Consider the following 26,317-nt stretch of genomic DNA (forward strand, 5'->3'; position numbering starts at 1 on the left):
CAACCCCAATAGCTCAAACAATTGCTCCCATCCCTAATGCAAATCCGTTTACAAAATTACTTTTAGGTACACAAGAGAGTAGAATGTTTTCAAAATACACATTCGCTATGCCTTGTCTTTCAGTGGGAAAAAGAAGTTTAGTGGCGCTCTTTTAAAATAGTAAATAATAGATTTATTCAGTAATCTCAATTCTGATAATGGAATATTTCGTGAACGCAATGCCAAAAACATCGACAGCGAAAAACTAACAATAAAATTGATAAAACCAATCAAACCAATTCCGATCACAGACCAAAACAGAGACCAAAAGTTAAGCGAAAAATGGTTACCATAAAGGCCTAAAGCAAAGTTCCCACTAGCAAAGGTGATGTGACGAATATCTAAATTTAGTCCAAAAAAGATCCCTAGAGAGGCGGTACTTCCCAAAAAGATACCGAACCACATATTTGAGATTACACCAGCCCAATTTTCATGCACCCAATTGGATATTTTTTTTGTTTTGACAATACCGAAAGTCTGTTTTAAAAACGGATTCTCTTGAATACGATAAGCTACTTGATAATGTTTGTTTCTGTTGGCTATATTTCCCGAAATAATCCCTGAAAAAAACAAATAGACACCTGCAATAGCCGCATGAATAATTGACATGGAATAAATAGGATCTAGATCATGAATTAATTTCCCCGCACGGGCTTCGGCATAATTCACACCACTTACCAAATCCAACATCCAGATTAAAAATAAAGAAACCGGAAATGCAAAAAGCACATTACCGACAAAGGCAATAAACTGAGTTCTAAAAATTCGAGCAAACAATTTGGCAAACAAAGTATGTTTTTCCTTTACTTGATTCTTGTTTTTCATTCCTTCGTCCAAGGTTTGCGCAATAGTTGCCGCCGTCATTGCAGGCTGCTTAGTCGCTAGTGTAAAACCTAGTAAAAAGATAATAACAAAGCCCGAAGCATAATTCAAACTATAAAAAAAGGCGTGTCCAAAAGCAGATGTTTCTATTCGAGAAAAAAGCAATTTGAATAAGCATAAAAAACCAACTATAAACCCACCACCAATAGCTTTGTAGAACATAGAAAAATATTCTTTGTAACCATCTGTAATGTATTTTTGACCGGATTTCGCGGTATGTTGTGTTATTTCATACGATATCAATTGTGTACTTTCAAGTAGTAACTTTCGAATATTATTCTTGTAGCAATTGTAGCGAATCAATCGGATCAACACTAGGGTGCTATTTCTTTTTTTTCCTTCTTCGCTATCCACTACCAACAAAGGCAACAACTCTTTAATTCGAACTAATTGCTGACGAATACGAAGCAAACTTTGATTAACAGATAAGGATATCCCGTATTTGGAACTGTTCAAAAAGGCTTTATCTACAAAATCATTGCACTGCTTGTGCAACATTAAAACCTGCTTATACACCAGCTCAGTTGACTGGATATAATGACAACCGTTGGCACGAATAATGTGCTCGAGCTGATTTAATTCTTTTTCGAAACCCAAAAACGGACTCTCAAAATTAGAATATTCTGGCACCATTTTAATCACATCATTTTCCAATGCGCGACCACTCATTCTTTGCGCCAAAATTTGCATCGCAATCATGACCTCAGAAAAAGGTGTTTCTTGTTTGACGTTTTCGTATATATCTGTGAACCCTAATAATTCGTACAAAACAACAATCTGATCGTAGGGAATTTTGTTAATCCAAATTGAATCTGTGCTCAAGTAAAAAACTTGGTTTAATACAAATTGCAACGTTCCCTTTTCTGGCTGAAAGGGTAAAAATTTTTCGAACAATCTTTTCTTGATTTCTTTGAGAAAATGATTGTCATTTAGGATACCAGAGTCTGTTAAAAGTCTAGAAAACTTGTTTTTACTGATCACCGTTCTAAAATAATCCCTGAGTAACGGAATATAGCGTGGGTTATTTTGCAAAAAATCAATGCATTCAGTCATGTCCACTTGCTCTATTTTTATAGGCTTTTTGGGTCTAAACACATGGATTAAATCTACTAGAAATAACAATCTTTCATCAGCATAAACACCCTTATCAAAATGATTTTCAAAGAGTTCCTTTATCGTTTTATCCTGTTGAAATTGATGCCTTACATTCATAAACTGAATGAATTAATTAGTATAAAAAAACATTTCTTTATCTGACCGAAATTATAAAATAAATAAATAGAATTGATTGAATCGGCAACTATTTATTCATCAAAATTAAACACTTATGTTACTAGATTCGCAATAGAAGCGTACAACAACCAAAACATTTTATACAGAAGAAAAAAAATCGCTAACTACAGGCACATATATAAACAAAACTTAGGATAAATCGAAAGTCAAAAGTCTAATTAAAATATTAAAAACAGCAAGCAATGAAACCTTAAAAAAACAGAAATTTGTACTACAAAATCGTACCGATCATAAAATCTTTTTCAGCAATTTTATCATACACATCTTGGCTGAACATATAGAGCTTAGAAGGCTTTTTTGAACCCGCAACTTTCCGTTTATCGTCGAGTGGCACGATGTAGGGTTTACTGATGGTTTTCTTTCTAAAATTACGATTGTCCAATTCGATATCCAAGAGGATTTCAAAGGCAATTTGGAGTTCGTTTAAAGTGAATTTAGTAGGTACAAGATCAAATAAAACAGGCTCAGTAGTGATTTTATTCTTTAGATCTTCAAAAGCATCATGAATGATCAATTTATGATCAAAACCTACTTCAGGCAAATCTTCTACAGGAAACCATTGCAAATCGCTATCGCCTTCTAATATTGTAGATTCCAAAGGCATGGTCAAATAATAGACCACTGTTATTGTTCTAGCCTCCGCTCCTTGGCTACGCACCCACAGTAGATCTTTATCAGACTTGACACGTTTGTGACTACCATAAGTTCTAAATTGCTTTTTGTTGGTAAACTGACCAAAGTCCAATTCGTCCAAAATTTTGTCAGCAGATTGACCTAAACTGTTGCTTTTAAAAACGTTTTCACCAGGTAGAATCCAGTCATTAATAACAGCAAAATTATCGCTAAAGAGGTTTAAACAACGCTTTTGCAACAAAACATTCAATTTTTCTGCCCCAAGACCAAAAATGACACAATCTACCGATAAGTTATTTATTTTTCTAAAGTCCATGGTTCAAAATTGGTCATATGATACAATTAGTAGCACACAAATATAACAGTTTTTACGCTTTTGATTGCCAAATTACGCATTTTTGATTGGATATTTACTCAAATTATTCTCATTCGAAAAACCATTAAATACCATTACATTCAAAGAATGATTACAGCTAATAATTTTAAACTACAGAATACCAACAAATCAGTTAAAACTCCTTTCCATAGTTATTTGTAATCGAATATAAATACGTATTTTTAACGTTTGAAAAACAACCCTAAGCGAAGTATTTTTATGCCAAAATTTTATTATCTCAACGCCGAAAATGTAGCCTTATTACCCAAAGAAGTTGCAATTCCGTCTTATGACAGAAATCAAATCAAGACCAGTATACTGCATATTGGTGTGAGCAATTTTCATCGCTCGCATCAGGCCTACTATACGCATGAGTTAATCGAAAAGTACAAAGAATTGAATTATGGTATTTGCGGTGTAGATTTGTTAGAGTCAGATCGAAAAATATATAGTGTACTTAAAGATCAAGATGGATTATTTACATTATACACCAAAGAAAACAATGGTGCACATAAGGCAAAAGTAATTGGCTCTATTGTTGAATATTTTTACGGCCCTGAGAATCCATTGGCAGTGATTGAAAAAATGGCACATCCAGATATCGAAATAATTTCGCTTACGATTGCTGAAGACGGCTACCATTTGAACGAGATAACCGGAGAGTTTGACATCAATCATCCAGAAGTTACCGAGGATATTAAAAACCCATTCAATCCAAAAACGGTATTTGGTTATCTGACACGATCTTTCAAATTAAGAAAATTACGCAACCTACCTGGTTGCACTATTTTGTCCTGCGACAACATTAAGTCAAATGGAGATACCATGAAAAAATCGCTACTTAATTATGTGAGTAAAATTGAACCCGATTTGCTAGATTGGATATCAAACAACACCAGTTTCCCTAATACGATGGTCGATCGTATTACACCTATCACGCACTCGACCGACATACATAGCTTGAAAGAAGATTTTCAAATCGATGATCAATGGCCAGTGGTTTCCGAATCGTTTTCGCAATGGGTAATCGAAGATAAATTTATTCATCCAAGACCCGTTTGGGACAAAGTTGGTGTACAATATACCAACAATATTTCGCCCTTTGAAAATCTAAAATTACAGGTATTGAATGCGAGTCACACCATTTTGGGGATACTCGGAACTTTACATGGTTACAAAACAGTGTATGAAACGGCAAACGATCCTGATTTTATTCGGTTTTTGCAACATTTTCTGGATGAAGAAGTGAGTCCGACCTTGACCGACTCTGACCAGGATACTATTGAGGATTATAAAAAAAACATTGTATTGCGCTTCCAAAACCCGCATATCAATGACCAATTAACACGTATATGCCAAGAGAGTTCTGCAAAAGTTCCGTTATTTATTTTGCCAACGCTCAATCATCAATTACAACACAATAAGCAGGTCAAAGGAGCTGCCTTTATTATAGCAGCTTGGACTCGATACAACGATGGTGTGGATGACAATGACCAACCTTATGACATTATTGACACCAAAAGCGGCACTTTAATTCGAACAGCAGCACTTTCGATCCAAAACCCGATGAAGTTTATTGAATTAAAAGCCATATTTAACCTTTTGAGTGAAGATGCAACTTTTGTACCGCTTTACCTAGATGCACTTGCTCAGTTGCGAACAAATACCGTTAAAAATTGTATCCAAAATTGGACTGGAAAATAATTAATTGCTACAACTAGACATAAAAAAACTTCATGATTGGAATCATGAAGTTTTACGACAAAGCTTAAAAATGTTCAATTTTAAAAAATTGTAATCTATGAATTAATACCTTCTTAAAAAGCCATTTTTATTAGCTTAAAATAAATAGTTTTAACCACTAAGGAATAAAACGATTCAACCAATAAAATACGTTAAATCCCTCAATGGCAAAACAGCTATAACATTATTTTTTATTAGTTTTCATTATTGCCTCTATCTCGGCTGCGTCAATTTTTGGATTTGCACCTTCATGACTAGCGACCAAAGCACCAATAGCACAAGCATAATCAATGGCTTGTTGCGGATCTTCTTTCTTGATCAATTTATTAATCAAAGTACCCAAAAACGAATCACCTGCTCCAACGGTGTCGGCTACCGTAATTTTATAGCCTGGATTGGAATAGAAATCACCTTCGAAGTATAACATGGCACCTTTACTACCCAAGGTCACACATATACAATCTGTATTGGTTTTATGAGCAATAAACAAAATAGTTGTCTCCAAACTCTTTGAATCTGAACCTAAAAGACCAGCTATTTCAAAAATTTCATCATCATTAAATTTGATAAAATTAGCTTCGTTCATCAAATGCTCCAAGATAGCAGCATCATAGTAAGGCTTGCGTAAATTGACATCAAAAACTTTATATTTTGCTAGTTTTAATAAAGCGTATAGCGTAGTTCTTGAGACTTCGTCTCTTGACGCCAAACTACCATAAACAAATACATCTGCTTCTTGAGTCAAGTCCTGTGCTGTTTTTGTCAATTGGATTTTATCCCACGCACGGGGTTGCATAATATCGTACGAAGCCGATCCCGATGCGTCTAAAACTACTTTCACTTTACCCGTTTTATGAGCAGCATCAATTTGAATACCTTGGATATTCACGTCGTGCTTTAGCATAAAATCACGCAAAAGCTCGCCTTTTTCATCCATACCCACGCAACTAATTACGGACACTTCGTTTTGCATTGATTGCAAGCGAACGGCAACATTAAGAGGCGCTCCACCAATTTTTTTGTGTGTTGGAAATTCATCCCATAAAACTTCTCCGAAACAGGTTGCTTTTATCATGACTTATTTGCTTACTATATTTTTATTCATTTCTATGATACATTTTTCGACACCAAAAGATACAATATTTTGATAGGCTTTCGCGAAAGCGTCACTAAAAATTTCTGAATGACGTAAAGAACCAAACACCGCTTCTAAATCTAAAAATGCTTTTGGATTGGATTGCGCCAATTGTGCATACTCAAAAACAGTTTCTTGCAAAGCATCTTTGATGTTTATGGTTTCTCTTTTCTCATTGTAACCCAAACTATAAACAGCCCAAGCCGCTACTACAAAAGATGCAAAAGCGATATCGTTGTTTGATTTTAACTGCTCTGTTACTGTTGGTAAAATAAACTTTGGCATTTTGGCCGAAGTTTCAGAACAAATACGATCAATTTGATCTTTGATATAAATATTACTGAAACGTTTAATCAATGTCTGTTTGTAGGCAGTCAAATCCATCCCCTCTAAATCACGAAGAATTGGTGTAACCTCAACGTCTAAATAATTAGCTAAAAATGCTCCAATATTAGGATCAGTCACAGCTTCATCAATTGTAGAATACCCTACCAAGCTACCTAAAGTACCAACAACGGTATGCCCTGCATTAAGCAAACCTAATTTCATTTTTTCGAAAGGAGCAACATTCTTTACAAACTGTACTCCTACTGATTCTAAATTAGGTCGTCCAGCGATAAAATCGTCCTCGATTACCCATTGTTGAAACGATTCACAAACTACTGGCCATTGATCTTCAATACCCGAAACCTCTTTTAGTTCGGCGATATCGCTAGCAACAGTTGCTGGTGTAATTCGATCCACCATACTATTAGGGAAAGACACATTACTTTCGATCCAATTTAATAAATCTGGTTCTGCAAATGTGATATATGACAATAACATTTTCTTAGTTACATGTCCGTTTCCTTCAATATTATCACAAGAAAGTATCGTAACTGGACCTGAATTTTGCTCTTTTCTTAGTTTTAAAGCTTGAGTTAAGTAGCCAAAAATAGTTTTTGGTTCTGATGCGTTTTGGCTATCATGAATAATTTGTGGATTATCTAAATTGAATTCACCAGTAGCTTCGTTCAAGTTATAACCACCTTCTGTAATAGTCAGTGTAATAATTTTCACCTCAGGATTAGCCATTTTTTCAATGACTGCTCTTGGACTATCAGGTGCAAATAAATATTCAACAATAGAACCAATTACTCTTTTGGTTAAGCTACCATCCAACTCTTTTACAACCAGTGTGTACAAGCCATCTTGCTCCTTTAGAACATTATAAATTTTTTGATCGAAAGACAATAAAGCAACTCCACAAATACCCCATTTAGTATTCGAAAAATCATGTAATAATTGATCTAAGTACATGGCTTCGTGCGCTCTGTGAAACCCACCTACGCCTACGTGAACAATACCTGCTGTAACATTTTCTCTGTTGTATTGAGGCACAGAAACCCTTGCAGATAACTCTTTCAAGCTACTGTTATTTAAAATAAGATTTGTCATGATTACTATTTTTTGCTTTCGATTTTTTGAAATAATACGGCCAAGATGATGATGGCTCCTTTTACAACTTGCTGTGGGTAAGAAGGTACATTAAGAAGATTTAGAATGTTTCCAATTAATCCCAAGATCAATACACCCATTAAAGTATTTACTGCATTTCCTCTTCCTCCATTAAGACTCGCTCCACCGATAACAACGGCAGCAATAGCATCTAGTTCCCAAGAAACTCCCATATTTGGCGAACCTAAGTTAGTTCTAGAAGCGGTAATGATAGCAGCAACAGCAGCTAAAGAACCTGATATCGCATATACTAAAAATTTGTATTTGCTAACTTTTATTCCAGACAAGCGAGAAGCTTCTTCGTTACTACCCATTGCGATTACTAGTCTTCCAAATACGTTGTACTTTAACATTACTGCAGCCATAGCCACAATAATAAAAAACACAATAGCAATGTTTGGAACAAATAGAGTTGAATTGTTTGCAAAATCAGACATGAAAGCACCTCCTGGAGAATCAAAAGTTACTGGAGATCCTTTTGAATAAATAAACCCTAAACCTCTAGCAATGGTCATTAAAGCTAATGTTGCAATAAAGGGTGCCATTTTTTGATAAGCGACTAGGTAACCTGAGAAACTACCCAATGCAAACCCAATTAAGATTGTCAATAAAATAGCAACTGGAAGTACGACCATATTCACCAATATGGCAAAAGTTACTGCCAATAGTGCTACAATTGACCCTACGGACAAATCAATACCACCGGTTAAGATTACAATTAACATAGCGATACTCACTACTCCAATTCCTGATACTTGTTTTAATAAATTTGAGAGGTTAGTCTCGGTAAAAAATACGTCTGAAATGAACGCTGAAAAAATTACTAGAAGAATAAAAATAAAGATCGTATTGTGCTTTATTACAAATTTCATTATTTCGGCTAAGCCATTTGATTCTTTGGTTGTAGATGTATTCATTTTATTTATTTTAAATATTATTAGTGTTATTCTTTTAATTCTTCGCCAATAGAATATCTCAAGATATTTTCTTCAGTGAATTTTTCTTTTGGCAATTCGCCAAATATAGATCCTTTGTGCATGACTAGAATTCGGTCTGCAATTCCCATTATCTCTGGCATATCTGAAGAAATAACAATAACACCAACTCCTTTTTTTGCAACTTCATTAATCAAGTTATAAATTTCAATCTTGGCTCCAACATCTACACCTCTTGTAGGTTCATCAATAATAATTAGTTTACTATCGATACTTAACCATTTTGCCAAGGCTACTTTTTGTTGGTTTCCACCAGATAAATTTTTAACATCTACCTCACTACTTGGAGTTTTTATATTCAATTTATCAATCAAACCACGAACATTTTCTTGCTCTTTTTGATTGTTTATAAATCCTAATTTACTTGAAATAGGTTTAAAACTCGTAATACTGATATTACTTCGAATAGAAAGTGGCAAAAACACCCCTTCTTCTTTTCTATCCTCAGACACAAAACCAATTTCGTGCTTGACAGCATCAAAAGGTGAATCGGTTTTGATTACTTTTCCGTTAAGAATTAAAGTTCCCGATTTCTTTTTGTCAGCACCAAAAATAAGTTTTGCCATTTCGGTTCTTCCGCTTCCGCCCAAACCTGCAATTCCAACAACTTCACCTGGATGAACAGCAAAAGAAACATCTTTCACAAAACCATCACTTCCGTAGAGATTTTTAACTTCAAAAACTGGTGGTTGTTCTGTTCTTGGATCACGAGTAGGATACAACTCATCTAACTCACGACCAATCATTAATTTGATAACATTATCCTTGTTAATGTCTTTGGTAGCCATGCTACCGGTATCTACACCATCTTTTAAAACAGTAATAGTGTCGGCAATTTTAAATATTTCATCCAAATGGTGTGAAATATAAATAATTGACATTCCTTCACTTTTTAATCTCAAAAGATTTGTAAATAATTTTTGAGCATCATTTGGATCAAAAACGGTAGTAGGCTCATCTAAGATCAATACCTTAGTATCTTCAGACAATGCTTTTGCAATTTCGACTACTTGTTTTTGAACAATACTTAAATCCCTAACTTTTGCTGAGGCATCTATTACAAAACCCAAAGAGTCAATTAATTCTTGAGCATCTTTTGTGATTTCTTTCCAGTTCATCCAAAATTTACTAGCACCCAATTTGTGCAAATAAATATTTTCTGCAACAGACAAATCATTCACCAATGATAATTCTTGATAGACAACGCTAATTCCTAAAACTTGTCCTTCGTGTGTGTCTTTTGGATTAATTTCTTTACCATTAAGCAAAATTGTTCCGCCATCTCTTTGATGCACACCACTTAGAATTTTAACTAAAGTAGATTTTCCTGCTCCATTTTCTCCGAGTAAAGCATGAATCTCTCCTTGTTTCACCTTCAAATTAACCCCTTGCAATACCGAAACAACACCAAAACTCTTGGTAATGCCAGTCATTTCAACTCGGTAATCACTATTTCTATTTTCCATACTACTTTAGGTTTATTATCCTTTGTCTATACCTTTCGATAATCGAAAGGCATAGCAAAAAGATTTTTATTTTAGATTAAAACAATGCTTTTGGGTTGTAATATTTAGCAGCATTTTCTTTTGTGATCAACAATGGCGCAGTAAACGATATTTTAGAAAAATCTCTTTTACCATTGATGTATTGTATCGCAGCTTCAACAGAGTTTATTCCAATTTGAACTGGGCTATTCATTGCAGTACATCCGTAGAAATCAGTATCCATAATGTATTTGATTGCTTCTTTTTGACCATCTGCACCAGCAACGATTAAGATATCGTTTGTTTTACCAGCTTTTGCAATTGCTTTAATAGCACCTAATACACATACGTCAGACTCTGTAATTACAACATTTACATCTGGGTGTGCAACCAATACATCTTCCATCGCTTTTTGACCTCCTGCATAAGTCCACTCTGTGTAGGCTTGTGTAACTACATTTAGGTTGATATATCCTAGTGTTCTTAATTGCTCTTCAGTAATACCTTGTAACAAACCTTGCTTACGAGTTCTTCCTACTGGGTTACCAGCGTTACCACTCAACAAAGCGATATTCATTTTTTTCTTTCCGAATTTTTTAGCAGCCCATTCTCCAGCTAATTCACCGTTTGCCAAATTGTTTGACTGAATAGTCGTTACAAATTCTGCTGCAGGATTAATAGAACTATCGATAATAAATACTGGAATTCCAGCTTTATTTGCAACTTTAGTAACCTCAACCAATGCATCTGGATCTTTTGGGTTCAACAATAGAGCATCTACACCTTTGGTGATCAAATCCTCACAAGCAGCGATTTGCTTACTGATATCCCCTTGACCATCTGCAGACAAAAAAACCATTCCGTTTGCCTCAGTCGTTTCCTTGATACTTGTTAAAAGAGCTTGGTAATATGGAGCATCCAATGATGGTGTGCAATACCCAATTTTCAATCCTTTTAAATCTTTTGCACTTTCAATTTTTGTTCCTGTAGTAGCGGCATCCGTAGTAGTTTCAGCGGCACTTTTATCTTTATCAATACAACTAGTTGCAGTTGCTACAATTGCCAACATTAATAATGGCTTAGCCATTTTTTTTAATAGTGATTTCATATTTTATAGTTTTGATTGTTAATTTATTATTTATTTGTGACTAAAACAATTTAGCCGCTACTTGTAGTACTGTTTTTTGTTTCTCTGGGTTCCACATTGCTGTTACGTCAACTGGTAATACATACGATCCAAGAGCCACTTTTTTTGATAATGTTGCTCCAACATTAATGATATTTCCTTTACCTTGTGTATAAAATGTTTTCTCATTAACCAAAGACCAAGCACCACCTACGAATAAATTCAATTTAGTATCTCCTTTTTCAAACACTTTACTTTTAATCTCTAAATATTGCGTGTAAGAATCTCTCAAAGAACCATCTGCTTGTACTTGATAATCTCCAGAACCACCACCTAAAATTGTAGCTAAATAAAGAGAAGTACTTTTTGTTACTTGGTAACCGAAGTTTAAATCTACAAAATTATATCCTTGTCTTTTGTTATAACTCCAGTAATGCAACACATCTCCTCTTTCTTCTACACCAGTATAGTTATTATGAGTAACTGCTTCGATAAAAAACTTATCATTAAAGTGATAAGCAGTGTAGATAGAAAACTCTTTGTAATTAGCACCAACATCTGCTCCAGTTTTTTTGTTTGTAACATCAGAAGCAGCACCAGCGCCACCCCAAAATCCAAAAGTGAATTTTTTGTCTCTAGAATTGAATTCTAAGTTGGTAGCAACCATAGGACCAGGAGTCACTACAAACCCGTGCCATAAGTGCATATTTTTAACCTGAAGACCAAAAGAAAAAGGTTGATAAGTATCTACTACCTCGTTTACAGTATCAACATGAGTGGTTTTCTTTTGTGCTTGTAAAGCAGTTGCCCCAAAAAGCAATCCTATTGCCAATGTTTGAACCGCTAGTTTTTTTCTGAATTTTGCCCCAGTTACAACTGACGGGAAGTTAAATGCGTTTTTCATAATTTTTGTTAGTTAGTTTGTGGTTTATAAAACGTATTAACTACGTTTTATAAAGCAAAGATAGAATTAAATCTGAGATAAATATTTTTTTTCGAACTAAAAAAACATTTAATTCATTTTAATTGTCATTGTATTGCCATAAAACTAGATTTCACAAGGCTTTAACGCTATATTCTTATTACGTCTTAAATACGTTTAATAATTATACAATGAAAGAAAAATCAACTATTACGATAGCGTAAATTCCTCAGTAAGCGCGTTCTGCTACTACATTATCTACTAAAAATTCACATTATACAGGATAAAAACGCGAGCACCACCTACCCGATTAAAGGCATTAAATCCTAATAAAATCCTAATCAAAAGTAGATTACCAAAACTGTTTTGTACATTTGTATATACAAATATTAGAAAAAATGGAAAACACACTTAAAATACAGATATGGTCAGATGTAATGTGCCCATATTGCTACATAGGAAAAAGAAGAATTGAAAATGCAATAGAACAGTTTGGTCACAAAGATGCTATCGAAGTCGAATGGAAGAGTTTTCAGCTTGATGCCAACTTTGTAGCTTCAAAAGATGACAACATTTATGATCACTTAGCCGAAAAGTATAGAAAAGACAAAGATTGGGCAAAAGAAATGGTAGACAGCATGACTCAAAATGCAAAAAACACCGGACTTGAGTTCAATTTTGACAAAGCTATTCAAGCCAACTCACACAATGCACACCGACTATTGCATTTAGCCAAAAAACACAATGTGGGTGATGAATTAAAAGAATTATTGTTCAAAGCCTACATGACCGACGGGAAAGATGTAAACGACTTGCCTACGCTATCAGCACTTGGACAAGAAGTAGGATTGGAAAAATCAGTTGTTGACGAAGTTTTACATTCCAATGCTTTCGAACAAGAAGTTCAAAACGATATCGCTATGGCGCAACAAATAGGCGTACAAGGTGTACCTTTCTTTGTTTTTGATAATAAATATGCCGTTTCTGGCGCACAACACGTAGAGACTTTCGTGCAAACATTAGAAAAAGTATGGGAAGAAGGAACTTTTGGACCAAAACTTACTTTGTTGAATACTGAAGAAGGAGATAGTTGTGGAATTGAAGGATGTAACTAATTTGTCCCTAGTAAAGGATGAACTAATTAAGCAGCACTGCCCTTAAACAGTTTTTAAATACAGTTGCCACGAATGTTGCACTACAATTTAACCTTGTAGCATAACATTCGTGGCAACTCTTTTTTTGCCTAAATTATTTACCATTATAAGAGGTCATAGTCAACTCTAGTCCAGCCATTCCAAATGATTTGATTATTTCAGAGGCAATTTCGTATCGCTCTGGCAATTTCGCATCCTCTTCAGCGTTCCATTCACCAAGTACATAATCGACTTGTTTTCCTTTTTTGAATTCGTCACTGATTCCAAAACGGAATCGTGCATATACATTAGAATTTAGTTCGAAATTAATATTTTTTAAACCGTTGTGACCACCGTCACTTCCTTTGGGCTTAATTCGAATAGCACCGAAAGATAAATTTAAATCATCGGTTATCACCAAAAGATTTTCAACGGGAATATTCTCTTTGTCCAACCAGTACTTCACGGCTTTACCACTCAAGTTCATGTAGGTATTAGGCTTTAAAAGCAAAAAAGAGCGACCTTTTAATTTGAACTCCACCATGGTTCCCAATTTTACAGTTTCGAAAGAGACTCCTTCCTTTCGAGCCAAAAAATCAACCACTTTAAAACCTATGTTGTGACGGGTATTCACATACTCCGCGCCTATATTCCCTAATCCAACTATTAAAAATTTCTTCATATTATCGGTTTTGTCCGCTACGGGTACAGATGAAAACAATTGTTGTATCCATTTTATCATGGGGCAAAAATAAGGGTAAAATAGCAAACAAAAAAAATCCTTTTACAAATGACGGTGCAAATGTAAAAGGACTTATTATTTATTTCATAACTATTCAACAGCTGCCTCAACTGAAAAGTTTAATTGTAAAAGATATAAACGAATGCTACAGAAAACTTAGTCGCTTAACTTCTTAGACACGTACCTCATTCGATTAAAACTATTTAGTCAATGAAACTACCAATGGATGATTGATATTTTCAGAGAACTGATTCAAATAATTCTCCCATTCTGTAACATTTTTAATATCACCTTGCTTCTTCCAGCCGTGACCTGCATAATAAACTACTTTATTGTTTTTTACTTTCAAGTTCGCAAAGGCATTACTCAAATCAGCTTTTGGAGTATCGTAGGTTTCAAAATCACAAAAATATTCTTTGGTAGCCACAATTGCAGTTCCGATTTCCGAATCTCCAATTGGTTCAAAATAACTCACCCAACCGTTTTTCTTATTTCCTGTCACTTTACCTTTTTTTTCATGAAGTGTCAAGCCAGCAGCTATAGTTTTGGTCCCTTTCAACGAAGTTTCAAATTTTGACATTCGGCTACCATAATCCAAACTAATGATTTTGGACTCGACGATTTCATTACCATCTGCATCCCAATCTGCGTAATTCAAATAAAAACTAGTTCGAATTGGCCCGGTAGTTATGGTTTTGTATTCGGTATAATTTTTTCCAAAATAGTAACCTTCTTTGCCTTTTACTGCAATTCCGCCCACTCCTCTACTAGAACCTACGTGAAAATTATCCAAACCTTCGCCTGTATCCTCGTGATAGCTCCCTGTTTTATCAACTACTTTCTTGTACCATTTATTGATAATTGAGTAATCAACTCGTTTTAACCAAGCATCTACTCCACTCGAAAGTGTACCGCCTTTTACCTTATCTTCGATCATTTTTTGCGCCACAGGTCCATATACTCTAAAAGCTACTTTGTTGTTTTCCCAAGTATAATCATCGGTACGTTCTGGTACAAAGCGAGAGTAACAGTAGTCTATTGATTTTGGTTTTTCTTGATCAGAAACTGTTAGTACCTCAAATTCCTGAGTAGATTTTGCAGCAACAACTGGCTGAAACAATAGCTCGTCCATAGTGCCGTCACCATCATTATCTACCAATTGAGTAACCAAGAGTTTACCCGTTTTCTTGTCTCGAACACCCAAGTTTTTCAAATCATTGGTATTCAAAAAAATTTTGGTCAAGGTTACTGTTTCTAAAGAGCGTTCTTTATTCAAGACATTCTTCACTTTTACCGTAGTCACCTTTTCTTTCGAACCAAAAGAGAACAAAAGACAAGCCGTAACCGCACTACAAATTATTTTATAAACTTTCATAACAATGGTTTTTTGGTGCAATTAAATTTCGTTTGATGGCTTACCGATTGTTGCTAAGATTCCACCGTCTACATACAAAATATGTCCGTTGACAAAATCACTGGCTTTAGAACTCAAAAAGATAGCCGCCCCTTGCAAGTCCGCAGGATCTCCCCAACGAGCCGCTGGTGTTCTTCCCAAAATAAATTCGTTAAAAGGATGTCCGTCCACACGAATTGGTTCGGTTTGCGTCGTAGCAAAGTAACCAGGACCAATTCCGTTAACTTGTATGTTGTGTTTTGCCCATTCCGTCGCCATATTTTTGGTCAACATTTTCAGTCCACCTTTGGCAGCCGCATAAGCACCAACAGTACTGCGACCCAACTCACTCATCATCGAACAAATATTGATGATTTTTCCTTGCTTGCGTGCAATCATTCCTTTTACTACATGTTTCGAAACGATGAAAGGACTAATTAAATCGACTTTAATTACCTCTTCAAAATCGGCAACTTCCATATCTTCAAGTGGAATCCTTTTGATAATTCCGGCATTATTCACCAAAATATCAATAACACCTACTTCTTTTTCGATCAAAGCGATATTTTGCTTAACCGATTCTTCATTAGTAACATCAAACAAATATCCGTGAGCAGTAATTCCAAGATTCTTGTAAGCACTAACAGCCGCATCCAATTTTTCTTGAGATGAGGCGCCATTGATAACCAAAATTGCCCCAGCGTTACCTAAACCAGTCGCCATAGCCTGACCCAATCCATGCGTTCCGCCCGTAACCAAGGCCACTTTGCCTGTTAAATCAAATAAATTAATTGACATATATTTTTATTTAAAATTATCTTAAGTCTGTAATATTGCAAAAATCCATATCCCCATAATCCAAGTTTTCACCCGTCATTCCCCAAATAAAAGAATAGCTACTAGTACCTGAACCAGAGTGAATGGACCATGGCGGTGAAATTACCGCTTGATTATTCCCCATCCAAATATGCCTGGTTTCGTCTGGTTGTCCCATGAAATGACAAACAGCTTGATTTTCTGGTATTTCGAAATAAAAATAAACTTCCATTCTACGATCGTGTACGTGCGCTGGCATAGTATTCCAAACACTACCAGAATGCAAAGTTGTCATACCCATTTGCAATTGACAAACATCAACTACGCTGTTTACAATATATTTTCTAAGTGTACGTCTGTTGGCTGTTTCAGGAGCACCCAATTCTACCACTTCAACATCATCGATTCCGATTTTTTTGATTGGATAAGCTTTATGAGCAGGAGTTGAATTGATATAAAATTTAGCTGGATTTGCAGCGTCAGCACTAGCAAACGAAACATTTTCGTTTCCTTGACCTACATACAATGCTTCTTTATGCTCCAAATTATATGCTTCGCCGTTGACAGTCACAGTTCCAGCACCACCTACATTAATAACCCCAAGTTCTCTGCGCTCCAAGAAGAAGCCCGCTTTCAACTGATCAATGCTTTCCAATACAACCAATTTTTCAACTGGCATTACCCCACCTACGATGTAACGATCGTAATGTGAATATACTAGCGTAATATCATCTGCTACAAATAAATTTTCGATCAAAAATTCTTTACGTAATTTAGCTGTATCATAGGATTTTACATCTCCAGGCGCTGCGGCATAACGCGACTCATATTTCTTTTCCATCTTATCTTTTTTTTTATAATTTTCGTAAATATACAATTAATAACTCAAAATACAATCGATTGTATTTTATTTGTGAATTACTTATATTTGTAGTAAACTGCATGATCTTAACAAAATAGACCAAAACTTTTTTGCGCGTACCCCGCCGAATCCCGAAAAGTCGGAAGCGGGTCAGGCTACCGACTTTTCGGAACGTTTCGAACGAAGTTCACTGAACTCCGATGAAAATTATTATTATTTGAAGTACTCTTTTTATGGGCAGAAAAAGGATTTTCACACCGAACCTTCTATACTACTCTTAACGTATACCATAACAGCAACACGTTTTTTGGTAAAAATGAAAAACTTTTGAATGATCGGCAAAAAATTCAATCAACTGTTGATTTAAAAAACACCTACCTTTGAACGCAATCTATAGCCATGAAAAACAACAACGTAACCATTCATGATATTTCTAAAGCTTTAGAAATTGACAGTTCAACCGTTTCGCGAGCCCTTAACGACAGTCCACGTGTGTCTCAAAAAACGAAAGATAAAATCCTAAGCAAAGCCGCAGAATTAGGCTACCAACGCAATAGTTTGGCGTCTAAACTAAGAACCAACAAAACGCATTCCATTGGTGTCATCGTACCACGTATTGCGCGTCAATTTTTTTCATCAGTCATTGCGGGTGTCGAAGAAACTGCCTTCAATGCCGGTTACGATGTGATCATTTGCCAGTCCATGGATGACTACGAGAGAGAAAAAAAACTAATGAACACGATGCTATCTAATAGAGTTGATGGTGTTTTGATTTCTGTTTCCATGAAAACTACGCATTACGATCATTTTAAAGAATATCAAAAACAAGGTTTCCCAATCCTCTTTTTTGACCGTCCTTGCGATTTAGAAAATAGTACAAACGTAATCATTGATGATTTCAAAATTAGCTTTGAAGCTACCGAACACTTAATTGAACAAGGTTGCAAAAATATTGTTCATTTTGCAGGTCCTCAAAATTCTGAATTGTACAAAAGAAGAACAAACGGTTATAAGGCAGCCTTAACAAAGCACCATATTCCGATTAGAGAAGATTATATTTTTGAATCCACTTTAATGAAAGAAGACGGAATACAAATGGCACAACAACTTCTTGAACTCCCAATTGTAGATGGTGTTTTTTCGTCCAACGATATTTCTGCTATCAGTGCCATGCAGTATTTAAAAGAAAAAGGAATCAAAATTCCGCAAGATATTGCTTTTGTAGGCTTTAGTAACGAAGCGGTTTCGGCAGTCATCGAACCTTCACTTTCGACCATCAAACAACCCGATTTTGAAATGGGAAAAGTAGCCGCTAGTTTATTATTCGAACAAATTAATACCAAAGCAAATCTAAGAATTAATCAAACTATGATTTTGGAACCTGAATTAATTGTTAGGGATTCTTCGAGGAGGAAAAAGTGAACATCAACATTATGCACATTAAGAAATTCAACAAGAAAAGATTAAGAAACTACAACAATTATACTGTTCCTATACCGACAAAGCATAACATAAGTATTGTACTTTACCAACAAAAAAACACATTGGAGTTACACCCTTACATTGCTACTCAATAAAAAAACGATATTTAACGTGGTTAATATCAAAAATATATACTACTTTTGTACCAACAGTACACACCACGCTACCCGTTAGAACAGCGTCCCAGGGTGTGTCTTTTGCTTTTATATCCTCTCTAGATAACCCAAACAACTTTTCACTATGTTTGAAAAGAAAGCATTTACACTCGAACAACAAGTCGCTCAATTACAATCGCGGGGCCTACAGATTAAGCATCCGCGTATTGCGGAAAAATACCTCATTAACATAAGCTATTACAGACTCGGAGAATATTGGTATGTAATGCAATCTGATAAAGAAAACCATATCTTCAAACCCAATAGTACTTTTACAGACGTAATTGCGCTTTATAATTTCGATGCCGAATTACGTTTACTTTTGTTTGATGTAATAGAAAAAATTGAAATTAGCTTAAGAACTAAATTGATCTACTATTTATCGCATGAAATTGATCCCTGGTGGTTTCAAAATTTCGCGCTATTTATTGATAGCAAAGCACTCGTAAAAACGCTATCAAATTTAGAAGAGGAAATTTCAATAACTAAAGATACATCCATTCAAAACCATAAAAAAAAGCACAATGATGATGGAAGGTTTCCTCCTTCCTGGAAAACATTAGAACAAACTAGTTTTGGAGCTTTATCTAAACTATACGGCAATTTGAATAATACTATAAAATCAAAAGATTTAATAGCAAGAGATTTTGGCGCAGTCAATCACACGTTTTTACCCAGTTGGCTACAATCAATCGCCCAGATTCGAAATTTTTGCGCACATCATTCTAGATTATGGAATAGAAATCTACCGGGAACCGTTAAACTATTATCCTCACCTCCTAACCCATGGATAAACGATCCTATTAACATCCCAAAACAACACGAGTTCAACAAACTATACATTCATATGTGTCTTATGAAGTACATGCTAAATACAATAATACCAAAAAATGAATTTACGCATAAATTAGATAGTTTATTTCAAAAATATCCTAATGTAGATCCTAATGCATTAGGAATGAAGCAAAATTGGCAAGAAGAACCTTTATGGCGTTGAAATTTCATCACTAAACACTCATTATAACTTCTGTTTAGTATAGAAATCATTGTATTCAAATCCACTTTAATGAAAGAAGACGGAATACAAATGGCGCAACAACTTCTTGACCTCCCACTTGTAGATGGCGTTTTTTCGTCCAACGATATTTCTGCTATTAATGCTATCCAAACCTTAAAAGATAATGGAATCAAAATCCCGCAAGATATTGCATTTGTAGGTTTTAGCAACGAAGCTGTTTCTGCAGTCATTGAACCTTCACTTTCGACCATCAAACAACCCGATTTTGAAATGGGAAAAGTAGCTGCGAGTTTATTAATCGAACAAATTAACACCAAAGCAAATCTAAGAATTAATCAAACTATGATTTTGGAGCCTGAATTAATTGTTAGGGATTCTTCGAGGAGGATAAAGTGAATAAATGATAAAAAACGTCCGTTACTCTTGCAAAAACAAGCAGATTAATCTATAAATCAGACGAGAGCAACAAACGAAGTACCACACCATTACCTACTTTAGGAACAAAAAAACTTAAAAATATAGAAGTACAAAATTTATAAATGCTCAGAAAGGAGATATTACAAACAATAGCATAAGAAAAAAAAGTAAATAATTTAGAACCAAAACCGGCCTTTAAGAAAAACAATAATACGGTCGATAAATGTTATTTAAGCCTATAACAGCCACCCTTTTGGCCACCCCTAAGAAGCAAAAAGCCTCTTAATCAGATGATTAAGAGACTTTTAAGTACCCGGAGCCGGAGTCGAACCGGCACGGTTTCCCACAGGTGTTTGAGACCAGCGCGTCTACCAATTCCGCCATCCGGGCTTAGCAGACAGAGACAAAAACATTTGTCTCACGCATTAAAATAAAAGTCTTGCAACCCCTATCTCTTTAACACGGTGCAAATGTATAAAAAATAATAACACTTCCAAACAAAAAAAGTAAAATATTATCTTTCACAGTTGATTATTTTTCCTAAATTTGCAACTCGTAAAATCAGGGCACAACTAACTAACTACATCCGAGGCGAATACAATATTTTAGCCTGATCATCATCAAGAAAAATGAATATTGATCGCACCGGAATTAAAAACAAACTAAATGTCACAATCAGAACCAGAAGCTAAAATATTTGCTTGTTCACAAAGTGTCTATCTAGCAGAAAAAATCTCTGCAGCCTACGGGATACCTCTAGGTAAAATGACCATGTCACATTATAGTGACGGAGAATTCCAACCTTCTTATGAAGAGTCGATTAGAGGAATACGCGTATTTTTGGTATGCTCAACTTTTCCAACGGCAGATAATTTGATGGAACTTCTATTAATGATTGATGCAGCAAAACGTGCATCAGCAAGACATATTACTGCTGTTATACCTTACTTTGGTTGGGCTAGACAAGACAGAAAAGACAAACCTAGAGTTCCAATTGGAGCGAAGTTAATTGCAAAAATGCTAGAAACTGCTGGAGCAACTCGTATCATGACAATGGACTTGCACGCAGATCAAATTCAAGGATTTTTTGAGAAACCTGTAGATCATCTTTTTGCTTCTACAATTTTCTTACCTTATATAGAGAGTTTAAAATTAGACAATCTAATGATCGCATCGCCTGATATGGGTGGATCAAAAAGAGCTTATGCCTATTCTAAATTCTTAAACTCTGAAGTAGTAATTTGCTACAAACAGAGAAAAGCAGCCAACGTTATTGCAACAATGGAATTGATTGGTGAGGTAAAAGGTAAAAATGTAGTTCTAGTTGATGATATGATCGACACCGGTGGAACTTTGGCAAAAGCTGCAGATTTAATGATCGAAAAAGGAGCTTTGAGTGTAAGAGCTATTTGTACGCACGCGATTTTATCGGGAGATGCTTATGAAAAAATCGAAAACTCTAAACTACTTGAATTAATCGTAACCGATTCTATTCCGTTAAAAAAGCAGTCAAATAAAATAAAAGTTGTAAGTTGCGCCCCATTGTTCGCAGAAGTGATGAATATGGTACAACATAACAACTCAATAAGCGGGAAGTTCCTAATGTAGATAAGGGTTTTAGCTCTTGGCTTCTGGCCATTGGCAAAATCTAAATTTACATTCAGACTAAATGCTTAACGCTAGTAGCTATCAGCTAATAGCCACAAACATGAATTATTAACAATTATATATATTACAATGAAGTCGATTACAATTAAAGGATCAGAAAGAGAAAGCGTGGGAAAAGTAGCTACTAAAGCCTTACGTAATGCTGGAGCGGTTCCTTGCGTTTTATACGGAGGAGATCAACCAGTGCACTTTTCAGCAGAAGAAAAAGCATTTAAATCTTTGGTTTACACTCCAAACGCACACACAGTTGTGATTGAATTAGAGAACGGAAAAACATTCAATGCAATTCTACAAGACATTCAGGTTCACCCTGTAAGTGATAAAGTTTTGCATATCGATTTCTTCCAACTTTTTGAAGATAGAGAAGTTTCTATCGAAGTTCCTGTGAAAATCATCGGAAAATCAAAAGGTGTTATGGCAGGTGGAGATTTACGTTTGAACAACCGTAAATTGAAAGTTAAAGCTTTACCAGCAAATCTTCCTGATTTTGTTGAAGCAGATATTACTCCACTTAACATGGGTAACAAATTATATGTTACACAAGTACCAGCTGAAAACTTTAAAATCATGCACCCAGACAACACTGTTATCTGTCAAGTGAAGATTTCTCGTGCTGCTATGAAAGCTGCTCAAGAGGCTGCAAAAGCTGCAAAAGCAGGACCAGCAAAAGGAAAGAAAAAATAATATTTTTTCAACATACACTATTAAAAGACTGTCCCAAAAGACAGTCTTTTTTTTTACCTTTGCAGCATGAAAAAACTGCCAGAAGCACTACTTGCCAAACTAGCCAAACGCACTCAAGCTAATGCGCTACGACAGCTGGGCGTGCAGACTGATAAAACTGATTTCTCCTCCAATGATTATATAGGATTTTCAAGATCCAAAAACATATTCGACCAAACACATCACTACCTACTCGACCACAACATTACTCAAAATGGAGCAACGGGTTCGAGATTATTATCTGGTAATCACGAGATTTATAATCGTGTCGAAACTGAGATAGCCAATTTTCATAAATCTGAGACAGCACTTATTTTTAATTCTGGTTACGATGCCAACCTTGGTTTTTTCAGTGCAGTTCCCCAAAAAGGACATTATATTTTGTATGACGAATTGTGCCATGCCTCCATTAGAGATGGCATTCAGTTGTCAAACGCAAAAGCCTACAAATTTGATCACAATGATTTTGAAGATCTAGAACGACTTATCGACAAATTTAAGACAGAAGACGGTTCGATATTTATTGTTACCGAAAGTGTTTTTTCAATGGATGGTGACAGCCCCAACCTTGAAGCACTGGCACAGCTTTCCACCAAACACGACTGTTACCTTATAGTTGACGAAGCACATGCTCTTGGCGTGTACGGCAATAATGGTGCTGGCCTAGTGAATTATTTAGGACTAGAAGATGCAGTCTTTGCACGTATCATGACTTTTGGAAAAGGACTTGGTTGCCACGGAGCCGCTATATTAGGATCGAAAGAATTACAAACCTACTTGATTAATTTTGCTCGAAGTTTTATTTACACCACAGGATTGAATCCGCATGCGGTGGCTACGATTGGTGTTGCTTATCGAAATTTACAATCTCAATCGGAAAATATAGAACAGCTACGCGAAAACATTATCTTTTTTAATCAAGAAAAAAAAATGACTGGATTGCAACCGTTGTTCGTTCGGTCAAAGTCAGCAATTCAATGCGCGATTATTCAGGGAAACGAAAAAGTAAAAACTATTGCCAGCCAATTACAAGAAAAAGGATTTGATGTAAAAGCTATTCTGTCTCCTACCGTTCCCGAAGGACAAGAACGTTTGCGCTTTTGTTTGCACAGTTATAATACTAAAGAAGAAATCACAGCGGTACTTCATGCATTAAGCAGTCTGGTTTTTTAAAAAAGCAATTAGGCGATTTTGAATTTAAAAATCACTTTGTGCGTTTATGATTTACAGCCTTACAAATATTGCAACACAAAGGACATTAACACTATTTCTTCCTAAATTTAGATCGAAATTTACTCCTATATATATACTACGATTTTTGACACAGAAATTAAATTATAAAAATATGAAACTATTCATCACCGGAATATCCACAGATGTTGGAAAAACTGTAGCCTCGGCCATTATCACACAAGCGTTGGAAGCCGATTATTGGAAACCAATTCAAGCTGGCGATCTTGAAAACTCGGACACTATAAAAGTGAAGGCATTTGTATCGAATGAAAAATCGGTATTTCACGACAACAGCTACGCCTTGCTTACACCTGCGAGCCCACATCTTGCTGCAGCATTAGACGGAATTACCATTGACATCAAGAAAATCACAGAACCTGAGACTGATAATCATTTGGTCATTGAAGGTGCTGGCGGAATTTTTGTTCCTTTAAATGATGAGGATACTATTATTGATTTGATCAAACCGGATTATAAGGTGATCGTAATTTCTCGTCATTACTTAGGAAGCATCAATCACACTTTGCTTACTATTGAAGCGTTAAAGACTAGAGGTATCGCTGTGGCTGGAATTATTTTTAGCGGAGATGAAAATCAAGCAACCGAATCGATTATTTTGAAAAAAACGGCTGTGAAATTTATTGGCCGAATTGAACAAGAGCCTTATTTTGATCAAAACGTAATTAATGAATATGCTGATTTGTTTAGAGAGAAGCTTTTAGAATTATGATTAACGATTTTTGATTTAAACCTCATAGCCATAGAATAGGTAAAAAATCAACAAAGATTATTTTTGATTTTTGATATCGTCACTACAGAGTCGTTGGCTTTACACATTTCGTAGGCAGGATTTTCAACAAATCCATTTTAAAACATCCTTATATAAAGAATCAAAATCGATTACTGCGCTCGCGTGAAGGATTGAGGTAAACTACCGAAGTAGTACCGAAAGCCTGACAGCAGCTAGCAGTAGGGGCTTATGACCGCAAAGATTGTTTGCCCCTATTGTTAGCTGGTGGCACGCCCAAATAATTCTTTTCATCTTTTATTTTAAGCTCGACATAATTGAGAGTCCTGAGCGGGATCGAAAAAACATTCGACCAATCACGGCGGTTATATTCTGACTGTGTATCTTTGCGACAAATTATACTCATGACATTAGCAGAAAGAAACCTTAAGCACAATTGGCATCCTTATACACAACACAAAACAGCACAAAGACCGATTGCGATTGTAAAAGGCGAAGGTGCCTTGTTGTGGGACGAAGACGGAAAGGAATATATTGATGCGATTGCGTCATGGTGGGTTAATCCATACGGCCACTCGAATCCCGTTATTGCCAATGCTATCTACAAACAGCTAACCACTTTGGAGCATGTTCTTTTTGGCGGTTTTACGCATGAGCCTGCGGTAGAACTTTCGGAGCAGTTGATTGCTGTATTGCCTGCTAACCAAAATAAACTTTTCTACTCTGACAACGGATCGACTGCTGTGGAGATTGCTATAAAAGTGGCGATGCAGTATTTTTTTAATAATGGTATAAAGAAAACAAAAATTATAGCTTTTGAAGATGCCTTTCATGGTGATACTTTTGGCGCTATGGCCGCAAGTGGAATTTCTTTTTTTACAGAAGCTTTTAAAGATTCGCTAATCGAGGTCGTTCGCATTCCTGTTCCTACTCCTGGAAATGAGCAAGCGACACTAGAGGCTCTAAATTATCATACAGCATCTCAAGAATGTGCTGCCTTTATTTTTGAACCGCTTGTATTGGGAGCGGCTGGAATGGTAATGTATCAACCTGAGATTTTGAACGAGCTAATATCAATTTGTAAAAAGAATCAAGTTTTTACAATTGCTGACGAGGTGATGACTGGGTTTGGAAAAACAGGAAAGAACTTTGCCTGCGATTACCTAACCGCTATGCCCGATATGATGTGTATATCTAAAGCACTAACAGGTGGCGCTATCCCGATGGCAATTACTAGTTTTACACAAGAACTTTTTGATGGGTTTTATGATGATGATATCAACAAAGCGTTGTTTCACGGTCACACCTTTACAGCCAACCCTACAGGATGTGCAGCTGCCCTGGCAAGCTTACAACTATTGCAGTCTACAGAGATGAAGGCCAATATAGCACGTGTACATGAACGCCATTTGGAATTTGAGGAACGAATCAAAAATAATCCTAAAGTGAAAACTACCCGTGTTTTGGGTGTTATTTTTGCATTGGAGATTGTGACCAACAGTGCCGAATCGTACTATGGTACTGTTCGAAATAAACTTTATAACTTCTTTATTGAAAACGGAGTCATCCTTAGACCTGTTGGAAATATTGTTTACATACTTCCTCCTTATATTATTTCAGACAGTCAGCTTTCAAAAATCTACGAACTGATTGAACGAGCGCTTTATGATTTGGAATTTTAACATTTTTTTCGTATCTTATTAAGGATATTTAGTTTTTTGGGCGGCAAAGTATTAATTCATCAAAACCATGAGCAAAAATAATACGTATATTTCAATGTTCTACGCCCAATTAATACTTTT

At 35.6% G+C, this 26,317-nt stretch carries 22 protein-coding genes and 1 tRNA gene; 10 read left to right on the forward strand and 13 right to left on the reverse strand.

The genetic code is table 11. The annotated features are described in order from the left end of the window. Positions 1–105: 105 nt before the first annotated feature. Entirely contained in the window at positions 106–2,133 is a 2,028-nt protein-coding gene (locus FFWV33_RS03200; RefSeq protein WP_108739571.1) for a recombinase, read from the reverse strand. A 292-nt stretch (positions 2,134–2,425) separates the two neighbouring features. Continuing rightward, positions 2,426–3,163, reverse strand: coding sequence for an NUDIX hydrolase (locus tag FFWV33_RS03205; protein ID WP_108739572.1), 738 nt, complete (start codon positions 3,161–3,163; stop codon positions 2,426–2,428). 279 nt (positions 3,164–3,442) lie between these two features. On the opposite strand from FFWV33_RS03205, the gene FFWV33_RS03210 reads away from it, so the two are divergent. Further along, entirely contained in the window at positions 3,443–4,927 is a 1,485-nt protein-coding gene (locus FFWV33_RS03210; protein WP_108739573.1) for a mannitol dehydrogenase family protein, read from the forward strand. A 223-nt stretch (positions 4,928–5,150) separates the two neighbouring features. Here FFWV33_RS03210 and FFWV33_RS03215 read toward each other — a convergent pair whose 3' ends face one another. The 6 genes from FFWV33_RS03215 to FFWV33_RS03240 form a co-directional block, all read right to left on the reverse strand. Further along, positions 5,151–6,041, reverse strand: a complete 891-nt coding sequence (locus tag FFWV33_RS03215) for a carbohydrate kinase family protein (protein WP_108739574.1) — start codon at positions 6,039–6,041, stop codon at positions 5,151–5,153. Positions 6,042–6,044: 3 nt separating this feature from the next. Continuing rightward, a complete protein-coding gene (locus FFWV33_RS03220; RefSeq protein ID WP_108739575.1) occupies positions 6,045–7,538 on the reverse strand; it encodes a mannitol dehydrogenase family protein in 1,494 nt (497 codons plus the stop codon). A gap of 5 nt (positions 7,539–7,543) precedes the next feature. After that, entirely contained in the window at positions 7,544–8,515 is a 972-nt protein-coding gene (locus FFWV33_RS03225; protein ID WP_108739576.1) for an ABC transporter permease, read from the reverse strand. Between the two features lie 26 nt (positions 8,516–8,541). After that, positions 8,542–10,059: a sugar ABC transporter ATP-binding protein gene (locus FFWV33_RS03230; RefSeq protein WP_108739577.1), complete on the reverse strand. Its 1,518-nt coding sequence runs from the start codon at positions 10,057–10,059 to the stop codon at positions 8,542–8,544. A 76-nt stretch (positions 10,060–10,135) separates the two neighbouring features. Then, positions 10,136–11,185, reverse strand: coding sequence for a substrate-binding domain-containing protein (locus FFWV33_RS03235; RefSeq protein ID WP_108739578.1), 1,050 nt, complete (start codon positions 11,183–11,185; stop codon positions 10,136–10,138). Between the two features lie 40 nt (positions 11,186–11,225). Beyond that, on the reverse strand, positions 11,226–12,107 hold the full coding sequence (locus FFWV33_RS03240) for a hypothetical protein (protein ID WP_108739579.1): 882 nt from the start codon (positions 12,105–12,107) through the stop codon (positions 11,226–11,228). A gap of 416 nt (positions 12,108–12,523) precedes the next feature. On the opposite strand from FFWV33_RS03240, the gene FFWV33_RS03245 reads away from it, so the two are divergent. Beyond that, positions 12,524–13,240 (forward strand): DsbA family oxidoreductase, encoded by a 717-nt coding sequence (locus FFWV33_RS03245; RefSeq protein ID WP_108739580.1) that lies wholly within the window; start codon positions 12,524–12,526, stop codon positions 13,238–13,240. A gap of 133 nt (positions 13,241–13,373) precedes the next feature. Here the strand turns inward: FFWV33_RS03245 and pth are convergent, their stop codons facing one another. From pth to kduI, 4 genes are all read right to left on the reverse strand, one after another. Beyond that, positions 13,374–14,000 carry an aminoacyl-tRNA hydrolase gene (gene pth / locus FFWV33_RS03250; protein WP_108739581.1) on the reverse strand — a complete coding sequence of 209 codons (627 nt, stop codon included), beginning with the start codon at positions 13,998–14,000 and terminating at the stop codon, positions 13,374–13,376. Positions 14,001–14,199: 199 nt separating this feature from the next. Continuing rightward, complete coding sequence (locus FFWV33_RS03260; RefSeq protein WP_108742437.1) at positions 14,200–15,375, reverse strand: DUF4861 family protein; 1,176 nt, start codon at positions 15,373–15,375, stop codon at positions 14,200–14,202. A gap of 21 nt (positions 15,376–15,396) precedes the next feature. Further along, on the reverse strand, positions 15,397–16,191 hold the full coding sequence (locus FFWV33_RS03265; protein WP_108739583.1) for a gluconate 5-dehydrogenase: 795 nt from the start codon (positions 16,189–16,191) through the stop codon (positions 15,397–15,399). Positions 16,192–16,207: 16 nt separating this feature from the next. Next, entirely contained in the window at positions 16,208–17,050 is an 843-nt protein-coding gene (gene kduI, locus FFWV33_RS03270; RefSeq protein ID WP_108739584.1) for a 5-dehydro-4-deoxy-D-glucuronate isomerase, read from the reverse strand. Positions 17,051–17,470: 420 nt separating this feature from the next. On the opposite strand from kduI, the gene FFWV33_RS03275 reads away from it, so the two are divergent. The 3 genes from FFWV33_RS03275 to FFWV33_RS03285 all read left to right on the forward strand — a co-directional run bounded on the left by FFWV33_RS03275 (position 17,471) and on the right by FFWV33_RS03285 (position 20,122). After that, positions 17,471–18,493 carry a LacI family DNA-binding transcriptional regulator gene (locus FFWV33_RS03275; protein WP_108739585.1) on the forward strand — a complete coding sequence of 341 codons (1,023 nt, stop codon included), beginning with the start codon at positions 17,471–17,473 and terminating at the stop codon, positions 18,491–18,493. Between the two features lie 300 nt (positions 18,494–18,793). Then, positions 18,794–19,705, forward strand: coding sequence for an Abi family protein (locus FFWV33_RS03280; protein WP_108739586.1), 912 nt, complete (start codon positions 18,794–18,796; stop codon positions 19,703–19,705). 69 nt (positions 19,706–19,774) lie between these two features. Next, complete coding sequence (locus FFWV33_RS03285; RefSeq protein WP_108739587.1) at positions 19,775–20,122, forward strand: substrate-binding domain-containing protein; 348 nt, start codon at positions 19,775–19,777, stop codon at positions 20,120–20,122. A gap of 331 nt (positions 20,123–20,453) precedes the next feature. Here the strand turns inward: FFWV33_RS03285 and FFWV33_RS03290 are convergent. Beyond that, positions 20,454–20,533: transfer RNA gene (locus FFWV33_RS03290), tRNA-Leu, on the reverse strand. 276 nt (positions 20,534–20,809) lie between these two features. Here FFWV33_RS03290 and FFWV33_RS03295 point away from each other — a divergent pair. The 5 genes from FFWV33_RS03295 (at position 20,810) to bioA (ending at position 26,197) form a co-directional block, all read left to right on the forward strand. Then, positions 20,810–21,751 carry a ribose-phosphate pyrophosphokinase gene (locus tag FFWV33_RS03295; RefSeq protein WP_108739588.1) on the forward strand — a complete coding sequence of 314 codons (942 nt, stop codon included), beginning with the start codon at positions 20,810–20,812 and terminating at the stop codon, positions 21,749–21,751. Positions 21,752–21,880: 129 nt separating this feature from the next. Then, positions 21,881–22,495: a 50S ribosomal protein L25/general stress protein Ctc gene (locus tag FFWV33_RS03300; RefSeq protein ID WP_108739589.1), complete on the forward strand. Its 615-nt coding sequence runs from the start codon at positions 21,881–21,883 to the stop codon at positions 22,493–22,495. A 66-nt stretch (positions 22,496–22,561) separates the two neighbouring features. After that, the gene (locus FFWV33_RS03305; protein WP_108739590.1) at positions 22,562–23,707 is read left to right on the forward strand and encodes an aminotransferase class I/II-fold pyridoxal phosphate-dependent enzyme; all 1,146 of its coding nucleotides are present in this window, start codon (positions 22,562–22,564) and stop codon (positions 23,705–23,707) included. A gap of 172 nt (positions 23,708–23,879) precedes the next feature. Continuing rightward, the gene (bioD, locus tag FFWV33_RS03310; RefSeq protein WP_108739591.1) at positions 23,880–24,497 is read left to right on the forward strand and encodes a dethiobiotin synthase; all 618 of its coding nucleotides are present in this window, start codon (positions 23,880–23,882) and stop codon (positions 24,495–24,497) included. A gap of 422 nt (positions 24,498–24,919) precedes the next feature. Beyond that, positions 24,920–26,197, forward strand: a complete 1,278-nt coding sequence (gene bioA / locus FFWV33_RS03315) for an adenosylmethionine--8-amino-7-oxononanoate transaminase (protein WP_108739592.1) — start codon at positions 24,920–24,922, stop codon at positions 26,195–26,197. Positions 26,198–26,317 lie beyond the last annotated feature (120 nt).

The sequence above is a fragment of the Flavobacterium faecale genome (assembly GCF_003076455.1).
Classification (GTDB): Bacteria; Bacteroidota; Bacteroidia; order Flavobacteriales; family Flavobacteriaceae; genus Flavobacterium; species Flavobacterium faecale.

Excerpts from the sequence above, each read along its gene's own strand:
- FFWV33_RS03245 (WP_108739580.1), top strand. The coding sequence starts at position 12,524 with ATGGAAAACACACTTAAAATACAGATATGGTCAGATGTAATGTGCCCA.
- bioD (WP_108739591.1), top strand. The coding sequence starts at position 23,880 with ATGAAACTATTCATCACCGGAATATCCACAGATGTTGGAAAAACTGTA.
- FFWV33_RS03260 (WP_108742437.1), bottom strand. The coding sequence starts at position 15,375 with ATGAAAGTTTATAAAATAATTTGTAGTGCGGTTACGGCTTGTCTTTTG.
- FFWV33_RS03205 (WP_108739572.1), bottom strand. The coding sequence starts at position 3,163 with ATGGACTTTAGAAAAATAAATAACTTATCGGTAGATTGTGTCATTTTT.
- FFWV33_RS03220 (WP_108739575.1), bottom strand. The coding sequence starts at position 7,538 with ATGACAAATCTTATTTTAAATAACAGTAGCTTGAAAGAGTTATCTGCA.
- FFWV33_RS03300 (WP_108739589.1), top strand. The coding sequence starts at position 21,881 with ATGAAGTCGATTACAATTAAAGGATCAGAAAGAGAAAGCGTGGGAAAA.
- FFWV33_RS03265 (WP_108739583.1), bottom strand. The coding sequence starts at position 16,191 with ATGTCAATTAATTTATTTGATTTAACAGGCAAAGTGGCCTTGGTTACG.
- bioA (WP_108739592.1), top strand. The coding sequence starts at position 24,920 with ATGACATTAGCAGAAAGAAACCTTAAGCACAATTGGCATCCTTATACA.
- FFWV33_RS03275 (WP_108739585.1), top strand. The coding sequence starts at position 17,471 with ATGAAAAACAACAACGTAACCATTCATGATATTTCTAAAGCTTTAGAA.
- FFWV33_RS03210 (WP_108739573.1), top strand. The coding sequence starts at position 3,443 with ATGCCAAAATTTTATTATCTCAACGCCGAAAATGTAGCCTTATTACCC.
- FFWV33_RS03215 (WP_108739574.1), bottom strand. The coding sequence starts at position 6,041 with ATGATAAAAGCAACCTGTTTCGGAGAAGTTTTATGGGATGAATTTCCA.
- FFWV33_RS03230 (WP_108739577.1), bottom strand. The coding sequence starts at position 10,059 with ATGGAAAATAGAAATAGTGATTACCGAGTTGAAATGACTGGCATTACC.
- kduI (WP_108739584.1), bottom strand. The coding sequence starts at position 17,050 with ATGGAAAAGAAATATGAGTCGCGTTATGCCGCAGCGCCTGGAGATGTA.
- FFWV33_RS03305 (WP_108739590.1), top strand. The coding sequence starts at position 22,562 with ATGAAAAAACTGCCAGAAGCACTACTTGCCAAACTAGCCAAACGCACT.
- FFWV33_RS03280 (WP_108739586.1), top strand. The coding sequence starts at position 18,794 with ATGTTTGAAAAGAAAGCATTTACACTCGAACAACAAGTCGCTCAATTA.
- FFWV33_RS03295 (WP_108739588.1), top strand. The coding sequence starts at position 20,810 with ATGTCACAATCAGAACCAGAAGCTAAAATATTTGCTTGTTCACAAAGT.
- pth (WP_108739581.1), bottom strand. The coding sequence starts at position 14,000 with ATGATAAAATGGATACAACAATTGTTTTCATCTGTACCCGTAGCGGAC.
- FFWV33_RS03200 (WP_108739571.1), bottom strand. The coding sequence starts at position 2,133 with ATGAATGTAAGGCATCAATTTCAACAGGATAAAACGATAAAGGAACTC.
- FFWV33_RS03225 (WP_108739576.1), bottom strand. The coding sequence starts at position 8,515 with ATGAATACATCTACAACCAAAGAATCAAATGGCTTAGCCGAAATAATG.
- FFWV33_RS03235 (WP_108739578.1), bottom strand. The coding sequence starts at position 11,185 with ATGAAATCACTATTAAAAAAAATGGCTAAGCCATTATTAATGTTGGCA.
- FFWV33_RS03285 (WP_108739587.1), top strand. The coding sequence starts at position 19,775 with ATGAAAGAAGACGGAATACAAATGGCGCAACAACTTCTTGACCTCCCA.
- FFWV33_RS03240 (WP_108739579.1), bottom strand. The coding sequence starts at position 12,107 with ATGAAAAACGCATTTAACTTCCCGTCAGTTGTAACTGGGGCAAAATTC.